The sequence below is a fragment of the Pseudoalteromonas sp. Angola-30 genome, from assembly GCF_028599215.1.
Classification (GTDB): Bacteria; Pseudomonadota; Gammaproteobacteria; order Enterobacterales; family Alteromonadaceae; genus Pseudoalteromonas; species Pseudoalteromonas atlantica.
This window is the reverse complement of record NZ_JAQREI010000004.1, coordinates 257526-270563: the sequence shown is the minus strand read 5'-3', so window position 1 is coordinate 270563 and position 13038 is coordinate 257526. Positions and strand designations below refer to the sequence as shown.

The 13038-nt window shown below is 40.5% G+C and carries 12 protein-coding genes; 2 read left to right on the top strand and 10 right to left on the bottom strand.

Going from position 1 to position 13038, the window contains the following annotated elements; translation table 11 throughout:
• Window positions 1-57: 57 nt before the first annotated feature.
• Both PSH54_RS08285 and PSH54_RS08280 read right to left on the bottom strand, forming a co-directional pair.
• Entirely contained in the window at window positions 58-1083 is a 1026-nt protein-coding gene (locus tag PSH54_RS08285) for an energy transducer TonB (RefSeq protein ID WP_121637411.1), read from the bottom strand.
• Between the two features lie 331 nt (window positions 1084-1414).
• Entirely contained in the window at window positions 1415-3322 is a 1908-nt protein-coding gene (locus tag PSH54_RS08280; RefSeq protein ID WP_273605921.1) for a beta-ketoacyl synthase, read from the bottom strand.
• A gap of 124 nt (window positions 3323-3446) precedes the next feature.
• Between PSH54_RS08280 and PSH54_RS08275 the strand changes: the two genes are divergently transcribed.
• The gene (locus PSH54_RS08275) at window positions 3447-4457 is read left to right on the top strand and encodes a GlxA family transcriptional regulator (protein WP_054982430.1); all 1011 of its coding nucleotides are present in this window, start codon (window positions 3447-3449) and stop codon (window positions 4455-4457) included.
• Between the two features lie 36 nt (window positions 4458-4493).
• On the opposite strand, the gene PSH54_RS08270 is transcribed toward PSH54_RS08275, so the two are convergent.
• From PSH54_RS08270 to PSH54_RS08260, 3 genes are read right to left on the bottom strand one after another with little or no spacing between them, the layout of a single operon-like run.
• Window positions 4494-5006, bottom strand: coding sequence for an MgtC/SapB family protein (locus PSH54_RS08270; RefSeq protein WP_055253305.1), 513 nt, complete (start codon window positions 5004-5006; stop codon window positions 4494-4496).
• Between the two features lie 16 nt (window positions 5007-5022).
• Window positions 5023-6132: a GNAT family N-acetyltransferase/peptidase C39 family protein gene (locus PSH54_RS08265; protein ID WP_273605920.1), complete on the bottom strand. Its 1110-nt coding sequence runs from the start codon at window positions 6130-6132 to the stop codon at window positions 5023-5025.
• Between the two features lie 3 nt (window positions 6133-6135).
• The gene (locus PSH54_RS08260) at window positions 6136-7530 is read right to left on the bottom strand and encodes a RimK family protein (protein ID WP_273605919.1); all 1395 of its coding nucleotides are present in this window, start codon (window positions 7528-7530) and stop codon (window positions 6136-6138) included.
• A gap of 305 nt (window positions 7531-7835) precedes the next feature.
• Between PSH54_RS08260 and PSH54_RS08255 the strand changes: the two genes are divergently transcribed.
• Window positions 7836-8177 (top strand): zinc ribbon domain-containing protein YjdM, encoded by a 342-nt coding sequence (locus tag PSH54_RS08255; protein ID WP_064385489.1) that lies wholly within the window; start codon window positions 7836-7838, stop codon window positions 8175-8177.
• A gap of 156 nt (window positions 8178-8333) precedes the next feature.
• Here the strand turns inward: PSH54_RS08255 and PSH54_RS08250 are convergent, their stop codons facing one another.
• The 5 genes from PSH54_RS08250 to PSH54_RS08230 form a co-directional block, all read right to left on the bottom strand.
• The gene (locus PSH54_RS08250; protein ID WP_004587815.1) at window positions 8334-8828 is read right to left on the bottom strand and encodes an REP-associated tyrosine transposase; all 495 of its coding nucleotides are present in this window, start codon (window positions 8826-8828) and stop codon (window positions 8334-8336) included.
• A gap of 197 nt (window positions 8829-9025) precedes the next feature.
• Window positions 9026-9502 (bottom strand): GreA/GreB family elongation factor, encoded by a 477-nt coding sequence (locus PSH54_RS08245; RefSeq protein ID WP_273605918.1) that lies wholly within the window; start codon window positions 9500-9502, stop codon window positions 9026-9028.
• Window positions 9503-9618: 116 nt separating this feature from the next.
• Window positions 9619-10551, bottom strand: coding sequence for a protein translocase subunit SecF (secF, locus tag PSH54_RS08240; protein ID WP_096740390.1), 933 nt, complete (start codon window positions 10549-10551; stop codon window positions 9619-9621).
• Window positions 10544-12382 (bottom strand): protein translocase subunit SecD, encoded by a 1839-nt coding sequence (gene secD / locus PSH54_RS08235; RefSeq protein WP_273605917.1) that lies wholly within the window; start codon window positions 12380-12382, stop codon window positions 10544-10546. Before secD ends, secF begins: the two co-directional genes overlap by 8 nt.
• A 105-nt stretch (window positions 12383-12487) precedes the next feature.
• Entirely contained in the window at window positions 12488-12949 is a 462-nt protein-coding gene (locus PSH54_RS08230) for a hypothetical protein (RefSeq protein WP_273605916.1), read from the bottom strand.
• Window positions 12950-13038: the final 89 nt, after the last annotated feature.

Genomic DNA, 13038 nt, shown 5'->3' with positions numbered 1-13038 from the left:
AAACCCCACATAATATTGTGGGGTTTTTATTTAAATGTTTATTACCAATAAAATACTTTATAAAAAGCTTTCACCAGTTTGTTTTAAAGTAACCGTTTGCGCCTGTGCACTTTTAATTAATAGCCCACAACGAATATCATTTTTTGAAATTAATATTTTATCAATCTCGTTGGTATTATAATTAACGACTTTGTTTTCACAGCGAAGTTGTACTTTAGATAACGGTTTACTCGCGCTTAGTTCAACCGTACCTTTAGAAAGTAAAGGTAAAACCGCTTTTTCAGACTCAAGCGTTATTTGCTGATTTATAGCGCCAGAATTTTTATAAATGTCATTCACTTGTGCAAGTAATTGCGCTCTATTTTCCTCGCTAAACGTTATTGATTCAATATCGCCTAATGCATCAATTGCATCGTAAGCACGTACGTAGTCTTGTTTTGAAATAAACCATTGTAAGGCATTTTTAATAACGCGTTTTTTTATTTGATCCGGTAAGTTATCTCTAAACAAAAAGGCTTCATAAATAGACTTATCAAAGCTTTTCCAATCTTGCACAAAGTAGCTATGTTGGCTTTTAAGCCAAGCCAGTAAAACTATTTCGACTGTGTTTTTAGTGTGTTCGTTTTCAAGCTCAGTAATATACGTTTTAGCTTCATCGTACTTTTTATCATCAATAAGCTGGCTGGCTTTCTCATAATCGTCAAAAAACGCCGGGGATGCCTGATCGTTAGAAAAACTAGCATGTACATTTTGCGAGCTTACCGTAATAGTTTTCGCCGTAGGCACGGCACTGCCATTTATCTGTGCACTTTTATAATTAAGCTTAGAAACATAATCGAGAACTTCTCGTTGATATTTTTTTTGACCAAGCGAAGCCACAATTTCGATATCACTCACTTGGCCGTTTTCATCAACCACGTAGCTACTTAAATTAATCCCTTCTAACCTTGAAGCACGCGGCGAGGTATTAGTGAGCTGGTCGTAATTTTTATTAATAATTTCAGCAGCTACAAAATCATCTGCTGATACTGATAGGTGAGTAAAGGTTGAAGCGAGAGAAAGTGCTAATAAAAGTTTTTTCATCGATATATCCATCCTAGATTATGTTTCTATTATAAAAACAAAGGTACTCCATAAATGCAAGTTAATCCATAAAAAACACGTCATTTTTTAATCAACTTTATACCAATCCGCTTTATTAAGTGATCTATTTTGAGGCTGGAAAACGTGTTTGTAGCTAGGGAAAAAGTTGGCTATTTAATTATTCTAATTGAGAATTTTAACGCAGATAGCGACATGTTTAGCCGCACAAAATGATTCAGTATTACGGATTGGTATTATTATGGGTTTTATAAAAGACACAGGCATAAAAAAAGGCGCTTTAAACAGCGCCTTTGGATTCAAGTATGTGTGCTTAAAACATATCTTGATAGGAGTTGGTTGTATTAAACGAAATTGCTTTATCAAAACCAGGAAGCTCTATGCCGTCCTCGCCAATTACAATGTCGTTATCGTCAATGGCGCCATCACCAAAACGATATACTAATTCGTACTTTCCAAGGTCAGCTTGCGCTTTATAGGTATTTTGCGCAGCAACAACGAATGTGTTTTTATCAGCGTAATCACTCATCGCTTTTTCACCATGACGCTTAGCAAGCATTTGTAGTGTTACTTTAGCGCTAAGTACAGTTGCAGTGGCGTTATTACCGCCAAAACCTTTTGAGTTTATAAAGGCTATGTCCATGTCGCCACAGTCGTAATGACTGTTACGTATATCTAAGTGATCAGCATAAACATCGTCGGCAACTTTATCTATGGTAGTAATACCCGGCATAATATTATGACTAAATACACCCAGCGCAATAGCGAGCTGATCGCCACTGGCGGGGGCAATTGTATGCCCTACATAAGCTTTTGGCGCCGTCACTTTCCAGCTATCAATGGCATACGTTTGTGCCACTTTATGATAAATAAGTGACTCTGTTACTCTATTTTGCGGCGTGCTAGAACCATGCGCTAAAATAAAGCTGCGTTTTTGTAGCGCTTCTTTACCTAATAAGCTTGTTGCAAGCGCTGCAGATTTGGCCATGGTAATGTAGTTACCAGGGCCCGGTGAGGTGATTGATTTTTTAATACCATCGGCATTTACAAATACATCAGGTACTGAGCCCATAATATCTGCACCAAGCTCTAGTGCTAATGCATCATCCATTAAGATAGTCACTTGTGCGCCTTCACCTAATGTAAAGCCACAGTTTTCGCCAAATGGACGGCTGCTTTTACGGTAATCGGGCTCTTTTTCACTGCTTAAATTATCTAAACGGCGCAGGCCTTCAACATTAGCAAGGGCGCTCATATTACCAAAGCCTTCTACTACTTCAGGCGTGATAGCGCATTCAACACTTGCTACTACCGCAACACGGGTGCGCCCTGCTTGAATATCGTTTACTGCAGCGCGTAAGTTATATAAAAATGTGGCACATGCACCCGAGGTAGAAAACGTAGTACCTACATTACCTGTAACGTAGGCGTTTATAAAATCAGTCGACATCGTGTTTAAGCCAAGTGCTAATTGTTTTGTACTAACACGATCGCCCTGCTGGCGTGCTTTAACTAAACCGCCTAATCCTTTGTCGTCCATTTGGCCAATAACCGAAGCGGAATAAGTGCCAATTTTATCTGGCTCTACACTATTCATTATGCGCTGCCAATCAAGGCCAGTTGACTTAATAGCATCGTTTGCTGCAAATATAGTGGCTTGCAAACCACGTGGCTGGTAACGGCTGTTATACATTATTGATGGATCAAACCCGGTAGGAAACTGGCCTGCCGATTTAATTGGGTTATCACGGGTAGAATCTAATTTTACATCTAGCTCTGCCGCTATAGTCACTTTTACTTTTTTGCCTTCAAGCTCTTGTACTTTCCAACTGGCAGGCACTGGGATTGGTAAATCGCGTGCGCGCGTTTCAAACACAATTGCGTTTTCATCAGAGGACTTTAACGTCATCTTTTGCTGCCAAGGCGTGGCATCTGCATCAAAGTGCTCTTTTTCAATTTTACGAATAAGTGTGCCAGCAATAATTTGCTCACCAAAGCGTGCTTCTATGTCGCTTTGCTCAACATTATTACCGTTTGTGTCTTGTAATTGACCATCAACAACGCGTACTAAGTTCATTAATGTGGCGAGGCCTAAAAATGTTTCACTACGAGCTTGTGCGTTTAATGCGTCTAACACGATACGGCGGTAACCTTGATGAAAAGAAGTACGGCCAGCGGCGTTAATACCACCCATGCCTACTATTACGGGTAATGCTGTCATAATTAACCTTTAAAACGTGTTATAGGAGAAGCCAACAGTTTAATTGGATTAACCACAGCGCTTTGTGCTTTAATAGCCAAATATTCAGCATTAAAGGCCAAAAAGTACTGGTCGGAGCATTCACATGCATAAAAAATCAGTAAATCCAGCGTTAAATATTGCCATAGCAGTGTACCCGCATTTACTTATTACCAGTTTAACACTGCCTATTGAAATGCTAAGAGCCGGTGAGGCTTATGCAAAAGGCCATTTAAGCCACACGGATTTTAGACCGCTTAGTATAAATTTAATTGCTAAAAATAATGAGCCAATACAAAACCGTACTGGGCTTGCCATAGTTCCCGACTGCACCACACATAACGCGCCCTACAACGACTTAATTATTGTGCCCGGTATATGGCGAAACCCTCGTCCGGTCGTACGTACTAATAAAGAAGTGGTTGAATGGCTACAAGAAAGCTTTGAAACCGGCAGTCATATAATTGGTGTAGGCACGGGTAATTGCCTAGTTGCAGAAGCGGGCTTACTTGATGGGCACCCTGCAACAACCCACTGGCATTATGCAAAACAATTTAGCCACGACTACCCATTAGTGCGCTTAAAGCCCGACTTTTTTATCACCCAGTCAGAGCGCATGTATACGGTGGCAAGTTTAAATGCCCTTGCCGATGTAATCGTTCATATCATTAGCCAATACTATGGCAAAGCAGCAGCTCAACATGTAGAGCGTAACTTTTCGCACGAAGTACGTAAACCATACGAAGATCAGCGCTATCTTGAAGGCGCGGTTGACCGCCATCCAGATGAACTTATAGCGCAAATTCAGTTTTGGCTTAAAACTAATTTAGCCAGCGAGTTAAACTTACAAGAAGTAGCCGCCCAATTTAGTTTGAGTTATCGCACATTTACCCGCCGCTTTAAGCTTGCGACTAATCAAAGCCCTATAGAATATTGGCAACAATTACGGGTAGAAGGCGCTAAAGAGCTATTAGCTTCATCTAATTTAACGATTCAAGAGGTGGCACTTGAGGTCGGCTATAACGACCAAGGTCATTTAACCCGCGTATTTAAAAAAGTGCTTAGCCAAACGCCAAGCGAGTACAGAAAAGTAGTGCGAAGGAAACTATTTGGCTAATACAGATAATAACGCCACTAAATTAGTGGCGTTAAATCAGTGGCTTTCTGTGTCGTTAAAGTCTTTTCGGTAGTAACGCTTTTGATAATTTTTTACTTTAGTGTGTACGCCTTTGCTTAGGCTTTTAAATTTTGCCTCCAGTACATCTACACCGTATAAAATACCAACCACCAGCACCGAAAGTTTAATGGCAGCACCTAAATTGTCGGTGGCTATCATTACGCCAATTGAGGCAAGCACCCAAATGGTTGCAGCAGAGGTTACCCCTACTACAGCGCCGTCTTTTGCAAGCATGACCCCTGCACCTAAAAAGCCAATACCTGTAATTATCTGCCCCACTACACGCGAATGATCAATCACATCGCCTTGTAAGTTAAACGCGGTTGATAAAAACAAATACGTGCCCAGCGTTATGAGCGCTGAGGTACGAATACCCACAGGTTTACCGCGCAATTGCCGTTCTAAGCCAATTATTGCACCGCAAAAAGCGGCGGTGCCAATGGCTGCCCACGAATAAGGCGCTACATCAATTAAATCTAAAAAAGTCACTCTTAACGAAAACCTATTAATTATTAGCAATGGCCACCGCGGTTCTTAAACGTTGGCTACCAAATGCTGACATTTTACTAAAATCACTGCGCGCTATAGGTACGTACTGGCAATCTATAGCGAGTTGTTTGTCGCTTCCTGGCTCGCAAAACGGGTCATGAACATACACGCAGTGCTCATCAAGGTGGGTAACGCACACCCAATGAGGTGATTTTTTACCATCAAAACTGTATGTGCTAATTAGTAGCAGCACACTAAAGCCTTGGCTTAACCATTGTTCAATATGCTCAAGCTCAACATCTTTATAGCTAAGCGGTATATTTGCCTGCGCTATACCCTCTACAAATTGTTGGTGTACTGTTGAAAGCACCACTTTTTTGTTTTCATTGCGTACGCCATCTAAAAACAAAGGCTCTGTGGTATTTACCATTACCTCGCTTTTAAAGCCGCGTTTATTAGCCGCTAACGCTAAACCAAACGGATGGCAACCACCATGACCCGATGTCATAAAAATGGTGGTGCCTTCACGCCAAAGTGCCAGCTCATGCGATTGGCTAAGCTCGGTTGTTGGCTTAAGTGCCCCCATTGCCATTAATAACGCAGCAGGCCCACAGGTAAACTCGGTAGTTTGTTGGTACCACGGCGTTAACCGCGCTACTTTTAGCTCACGCGTTTGGCGAATATTTTTTTGCATTCGCAGTGCATCACTGTGATCGTCATAATAATCGCTATATTGGCCAAATACTCTGTAACCCAAGCTTTTGTATAGCCCAATCGCACTTTCGTTATTTACCGCCACTTCTAAACGTAAGTAAAGTCGCCCACGCTCGCTGGTTTGTTTTTCAAGCGCAGCTAATAGCATTTTGGCAATGCCTTTACCTTGCATTGTGGGTTTTACAGCAAGCGAATATAAACGCGCCAAACCCGTGCCTTTATGGCACCACACCAGCCCATAGCCGCATACTTGCTCGCCATTATCGGCAACGAGCAAAATACCGTGCTTAGCATTTAACCAGCGCTTTAAGCTACGCGGGCTCAATTTATCGTTATTAAAGCAAGTATTTTCAACGTCAATCAGTGCGGTTAAATCACTGCTAAGTGCTTTTCGAATAACAAGGTTACTCATGTATTAGCCACGGCCTCGCGCTTCTAGGCGTTGTTTAAATTCATCCATAATGATCATGTATAGCTCATCACCTAAATAGCCATCTTCTACTTTATGATCAATACTTGGATTGTCATTTACTTCAAGCACATAAGCTCGGCCCTGATGCTCTTTAACATCTACGCCATATAAGCCTTTGCCCACTGTTTTACATGCTTTTAAAGCGGCATCTAACACGGCTTTTGGTAACTCAAAGGTAGGTAGCGTTTCAAAGCCACCAGAGAAAAACCGTTTAGCATCGTGATTATAAATTTGCCAATGATTACGCGCCATCAAGTAGCGGCACGCATAAATAGCGCGGCCATTTAATACCCCTACTCGCCAATCGTATTCTGTGTACATGTATTCTTGTGCAAGTACCAATGCGCTATATTCAAACAGCTCGGTTAGTTTAGCTTCAAGCTCACTGCGGTTTGCAACTTTAAACACCCCTTTTGAGAACGACCCTTCAGGCATTTTTAAAACCAGCGGATAGGTAAACGACTCTTCTAATTGCTCAAGCGTTTGCGCTGATTGATCAGCCACTACCACCGTTTTTAAACTGGGCACTTTTTGATAATTAAACGCATCGTGTAAATACACTTTATTACAACAACGTAAAATAGATTCAGCATCGTCAATTACCACTAAACCTAGGCTTTGCGCTTTGCTTGCAAGGCGGTACGTTTGGTGGTCAATTGCTGTAGTTTGGCGAATAAATAACGCATCAAACTGGGCAATGTTGTCTATTTCTTCAAAGCTTAATGCTTGAGCATTAATACCATGTTTAGCAGCTGCTTTTATAAAACGGGCAATGGCGTCTTTATCACTCGGTGGTACTTTTTCGTTATGATCAACAAGTATTGCCATATCCCATCTAAAACGGCGCTGCACATTTCCAATGCGCCACTGTGTTTGGGTAAACGTATTTAGTTTTTCTACAAAATTGCTGTATTGCTCATCGTTTAAAGAACTTAGCGAGCCCTGTTGCAATAAGCCTTGCTCATCTACATATAAAATAGGCGCTGGGTATTGCTTAAATACCGATTTAGCCGCTTTACTTTGTAATTCGTTTAGAGCATTACCAAAGTAAATTTCGCCATCAATTTGCCCAACATTTAACATAGGAGCTTGGCCGCTACGAAGCGCATTTATTGTTTTAACACTGGGTAACACCTGGTGTTTGCGCGCCTCAGCAAGCAAAGAGCAATAATAACCCTTACTCAAGTATTGGCTTGAGTCGCATAAATTAATAATGCGAGTTTTAGGTTCATTATGTTTTGGGTAATCACGTAAGTAACTATTAAACGTAATTACATTTTCGAACGATTGAGCAAGTGTTTGCTCGTTGTTATCAACCACTATTAAGGTTTTAAACACGACTTTTCCTAGTTAAGTCAGAAATATAAAAAGCATGCATAATAAAATACTCAGCACTATAAATAGAAACACCCATCGTACTAAGTGGGCATTGCGCGTATCACTTAATACGATGGGTGCTTTAACAAATACCTACTGTAAGTGTTAGCGCTTAAATTGCTTAAGCGACATCTGCTTTATATGCCCTTTTTAAAAACCACACAAACGAGATATTTTTAGCGTGAAGATAAAAAATATTGATTAACTATATTTTCCTATTAATGCAGATTAAAATACGCAAAATTAATATTTTATGAGCGTTATAAATGTCACATCCTGCCTGCCCACAGTGCCAATCTGAATATGTTTACGAAGACCAGCAACTGCTTATTTGCCCTGAATGCGCCTATGAATGGAACCCAAACAGTACAAACGATGAAGACGCAATTTTAGTTAAAGATGCCAATGGCACTATGCTGAGTGATGGCGATAAAGTAACCGTAGCCAAAGATTTAAAAATTAAAGGCAGCTCACAAGTCATTAAAATTGGCACAAAAGCAGTCGTTAGACGCGTGCTTGATAAAAAAGATCACGAGCTAGATTGCAAAGTAGATGGCATTGGCGAAATGATGGTAACAGCAAAGTTTGTGAAAAAAGCTAACTCGTAGGTCGGATAAAGGGCGAAGCCATGCCATCCGACGCGTAATAAAGGCCGAAATTATTTCATTTAACAAAAACTTTTGTACAAAATTAAAGTGTATTATGAAGCTATAGCTTTGTCGGATGGCGCTTCGCTTATCCGACCTACGAAATATTTATATTTTTTATCCGCACCAATTATTTGCATAAATGCCTTGTTTCACGGCTCTATGAAAACTTGAATAAGGCCAATCAGCTACTTGACTAACTAGGCCATGTTTTAACGGATTAAAATGAACATAGTTAACATGATGCCAATAATCATTATCATCCCTAATAGTATGTTCCCAAAAGCGGCGCTGCCAAATTCCACGTTCATTTTTACGTTTCCGTGTTTGAGTTAAAAACTCTGTCTTTGGGAGTGATTTTGAAAATCGCTTTTTAATTTCTCGCCAGCGACTCGAATAATCCACATCATCATCTGGTAAAGTTAAAACTGCATGAAGGTGATCGGGCAGCACAACCCATGCATCTATATAAAATGGCCTTTGAGATTTAACAAAACGGATAGACTCTCTTAATAAATCGATATGCTCAACCAACAACGATTTATTCCTATCGAGCAAATTAACTGTAAAAAAGTACGTCCCACCTTTTACATAATTACGACGATATTGCATTGCATATCCATTGTATTATTTGTTACGCATTAGACAAATAAAGCGCAAATTTAGGATATATACAACATTGACGTAGGTCGGATAAATGGCGAAGCCATGCCATCCGACAATTAATTTATAAGTATAAGCGTTTATTGTATTGATATGGTTTTGTCGGATGGCGCTTCGCTTATCCGACCTACATAAAAACCAATGTTTTATAAAATTTCTACCACATCATATTCATGGTTTTTGCCTACAATAGTTAAACTTACTTCATCATCAAGTTGTTTGCCTAAAAGCTGTTTACCCAGTGGGGCTTCAGGAGTAACAACTTGAATAGTTAGTCCTTTTAATTCAACGGTTAACCCGCCTGCGGCTGGGCCTAAATAAAACCATTTTTGTACGGAATTTTCATCTTCTAGGCAAACGAGTGAGCTTATAATCACTTTATTGTGAGTGGGCTCTTTAAAAATGGCTTCAAATTGTTTAATGCTTTTGTAGCAATCGTTTACACGCTCGGCTTGGCCTTGTGCTAAATAAGCGGCCTCGAGTCCTAGGGTATCGTACTGCGTTTCTGCAACGCTTTCTTCGTGAGTGGCGGCGTCGTGCGCGGCTTTTGCTGCTTGTTTTGCACTGTTTAATTGTGCTTCGAGTGCAAATTTAAGGTGTTCTATTACGTGGGATTTATTCATGAAAGGCGCTAATAACCAATACGGTAAACTATGTAGTTAATTTTAACGTTATAAGGCGCTTAAAACCATTATTTTAAGCGCCTGTATTTTAATGCTGATTTTAAAAGTATTTATTGCTAGGGCATATCGAGCAACGCTTGCGTTTCTGCATCTTGTTTTTCTTCGTAATTTTTAGCACTTAACCCTAATAGCTCGGGTAACGTGGCGGCAATACAAATAGATGAGAACGTACCTACTACAATGCCGGTAAATAGCGCGATGGCAAAGCCTTGTAATGGCGCACCCGCGAGGAGCCAAACACTTGCAACTGTAGCAAGTGTGGTACCCGATGTAATAAGCGTGCGCGTTAAGGTACTTTTTATGGCGTTGTTAATAATACTTGCGGGGCTAAGCGCATTATTAGATTTAACACGTAAAAGCTCGCGTACTCTATCACCCACTATTATAGAGTCGTTAAGTGAGTAACCTATAATGGCCAGCAAACTGGCAAGTACGGTTAAATTAAACTCAATACTTAATAGCGAAAATAGCCCCAGTACCAGTAATAAATCATGCACTAACGCAACTACAGAGCCTACGGCTAAACGCCATTCAAACCGCACCGCTAAATAAAGCATTACTGCAACCATGGCTGAAAATAGCGCTAAACAACCTTGTTCAAACAGTTCATCACCCACTTGCGAGCCAATATACGCTGATGATAAAACCTCGGCGTTAATGTCTGCATTTTGTGTAATGGCACTTTGCCAATCACTACTATTTGCTGTTGAACCGCTGGGCGCTTCGCGTAGTTGAAAATGATTATTACCTTGTGCGGTTAGTTCAAACTCGCCATTGTGATTTTTAGTAATAAATTGCTCAAGTTGTTTTAGCTCAACACCTTGGCTGGTGGTAAATTCTGTTAGGTAACCACCGGTAAAGTCGAGCCCAAAATTAAGCCCTTTTTGACTAAGCGTAAATACCGATAGCAGTACAAGTATGGCGCTCAAAAGCATGCCCGAAAAACGCAGACGTGTACCCGCCTCGCCCTTTAAAAAAATGTTAAGCATGTGCATTTACTCCTGCTTTTTTAGCCATTTTTAAATATACCGTTTGGCTTAGTACTTTTGATACGTACACGCCAGTAAATACCGAGGTTATTAAGCCAAGTGCCAATGTTATGGCAAAGCCTTTAACTGGGCCGTAACCTATTCCATATAAAATAAGCGCGGTGATCATGGTGGTTATATTGGCATCAAATATGGTGTTAGCGGCTTGCTTGTAACCTTCTTGAATAGCTTGATAAGCAGAGCGGCCTTTTCTACGCTCTTCTTTTATTCGCTCAAATATAATAACGTTGGTATCTACCGCCATACCAATGGTGAGTACCAGCCCGGCAATACCCGGAAGTGTTAACACAACCCCTGGTAATAACGACATTAGCCCCACAAGCGAAGTTAAATTTAATAATAGCGCTACGTTTGCAATAAGTCCTAAGCGGCGATACCACATCGCCATAAAGGCAAGTGTAATACCCATGCCCAGCATCAATGCGGCCAAGCCGTTAGTTATATTTTCTTGACCTAGGCTTGGGCCAATTGTTTGCTCGTGCACAATAGTAACCGGTGCAGTTAGCGAGCCTGCGCGTAATAATAGTGCTAAATCGGCCGCTGCTTGTTGGCTTTTCATATTGGTAATACTAAAACGTGAACTTAAATGCTGCGCAATATTCGCCACATTTATAACTTCGCTTTTTTTAACGGTTTCACCTTTAGCGTTTTGAGAGTACTCAGAGTAAACCGTGGCCATAGGCTTACCAATATTTGCTTTTGAAAACGCTGACATGGCATCGCCGCCTTGTCCATCAAGGCTAAGTTGCACAAGTGGCTTACCCCAGTCATCGCGCCCTATGGTGGCGTTATTAATATGCTCACCGGTAAAAATTGGCACAGGATCAAGTTTGATGGACCCGCCCGATTGCATATCAAATGTTTGCCCACCGATTTCTTTTAACTGATAAAACCCAAGTGATGCAGTTGCACCTATGATGCGCTTTGCCTCTGTTGGGTCTTGCACGCCTGGCAGCTCTATGCGTATACGGTTTTTACCTTGGCGCTGAGTGACGGCTTCGGTAATGCCTAATTCTTCTATACGTGAGCGAAGCGTTGTAAGCGTTTGGCTCATTACTTCTTTATCAAAGTTGCTTCGCCCTTGCTCTGAATAGGTGAATTTTGCATTTTTAATATCACCATTACTGGTTGTTGAAACTGCTAAATTAGCAAAGCGACTTTGTAGCTCATTGATTACCGGGGTAAGCTTTTTCGCTCCATTTGGGTGTGCATTTATTTCAAAGCCGTGCCCTGTTTGCAGCACTTTAAGGCCGTACGCTTTTTGCTTAATAATAATTGATTTTGCTTGTTGATACGCACTGACTAATTGCTCATCAATTGCTTTATCTAAATCTACGTCGAGTACAAATAACACACCGCCGTTTAAATCTAGTCCCAATTTTATTGGTGATAAACCAAACTCTTGCAGCCAAAGTGGGCTCGTTGCATGTTCTACAATTTTAACTTGCGTGTTTGGATACTGCGCCTTTATAGCCGCTTGGGCTTGTGCGCTTTTAGTTGGCTCGTTTAACAAAATATTTATAGATGTTTGATTATTTAGCCCTTGCTCAACTTTTAAGCCTTGGTTATTTAAAAAAGTAACTAATGCATTAGTACTTGGCACAACTTGTGTTTCGCTATGAGGTGCATTGTTTACATGTAACCACGATTTATTTGGGTATAAGTTGGGTAATGCGCTAATGGCTAATAAAACCAGCACAATAAGCATGGCTATATAGCTTAATTTAAATTTAGCCATAAACGGCTTGTGATCTTTTTTTACACTTAACATGGTGTTTCCTTATTACCAGAACCGGTAACGTACTTTTTAAAAGCACAATTAATCTCAAGGCCTAAACGTAAAACGTTAAAACCTAATAAAAATTAAATAAGAAAATTAAGCGTGATAGGTGCTTGCAGCGGTATAAAGTAAATTAGCGTCTTTCCAGCCACTGAGTCGCGACTTTTTGCTATGCGTTACAAGTGTATACCATGGCCGTTGGGCAATAAACGCGTTGGGGCTTAGGTATATTTCTCTAAAAAGGGTGTGTGCAAAAAATTCAAATACAACGTCGTATTCAGGCTCACTTTGCGCGACATGTAAAAATAACGAAGAATTACTAGCCGTTAACCTAGGTTGATGAGCGTCAAACCCTGTTTGATGTGTTTTTTTGTGCTCATTTGCCTTTACCGATGTTGATATAGGCAGCGTTTTAGCTAACTCAACGCTATCATCAAACACACTCAATGAGGTGGTTACAGTGTTTAATTTATGTGTCGCGCACTGCGCACTACTTTGAACACTAAAAAGCGCACAAAACAGTAAAAAAGCAGTTATAAACACACGAACGTTAAACATGGTTGCGTCAAACTAAAATAAGGGATGCGTAGTATATATGGGCAAGTATTTAAAATACAATGCATATTAATTAAGTATTTATTTGACTG

What these genes read in the sequence shown, in the direction of transcription:
- PSH54_RS08285 (WP_121637411.1), bottom strand. Translation starts at nt 1,083, where the DNA reads ATGAAAAAACTTTTATTAGCACTTTCTCTCGCTTCAACCTTTACTCAC.
- PSH54_RS08280 (WP_273605921.1), bottom strand. Translation starts at nt 3,322, where the DNA reads ATGACAGCATTACCCGTAATAGTAGGCATGGGTGGTATTAACGCCGCT.
- PSH54_RS08275 (WP_054982430.1), top strand. Translation starts at nt 3,447, where the DNA reads ATGCATAAAAAATCAGTAAATCCAGCGTTAAATATTGCCATAGCAGTG.
- PSH54_RS08265 (WP_273605920.1), bottom strand. Translation starts at nt 6,132, where the DNA reads ATGAGTAACCTTGTTATTCGAAAAGCACTTAGCAGTGATTTAACCGCA.
- PSH54_RS08255 (WP_064385489.1), top strand. Translation starts at nt 7,836, where the DNA reads ATGTCACATCCTGCCTGCCCACAGTGCCAATCTGAATATGTTTACGAA.
- PSH54_RS08250 (WP_004587815.1), bottom strand. Translation starts at nt 8,828, where the DNA reads ATGCAATATCGTCGTAATTATGTAAAAGGTGGGACGTACTTTTTTACA.
- PSH54_RS08245 (WP_273605918.1), bottom strand. Translation starts at nt 9,502, where the DNA reads ATGAATAAATCCCACGTAATAGAACACCTTAAATTTGCACTCGAAGCA.
- secF (WP_096740390.1), bottom strand. Translation starts at nt 10,551, where the DNA reads ATGCTTAACATTTTTTTAAAGGGCGAGGCGGGTACACGTCTGCGTTTT.
- secD (WP_273605917.1), bottom strand. Translation starts at nt 12,382, where the DNA reads ATGTTAAGTGTAAAAAAAGATCACAAGCCGTTTATGGCTAAATTTAAA.
- PSH54_RS08230 (WP_273605916.1), bottom strand. Translation starts at nt 12,949, where the DNA reads ATGTTTAACGTTCGTGTGTTTATAACTGCTTTTTTACTGTTTTGTGCG.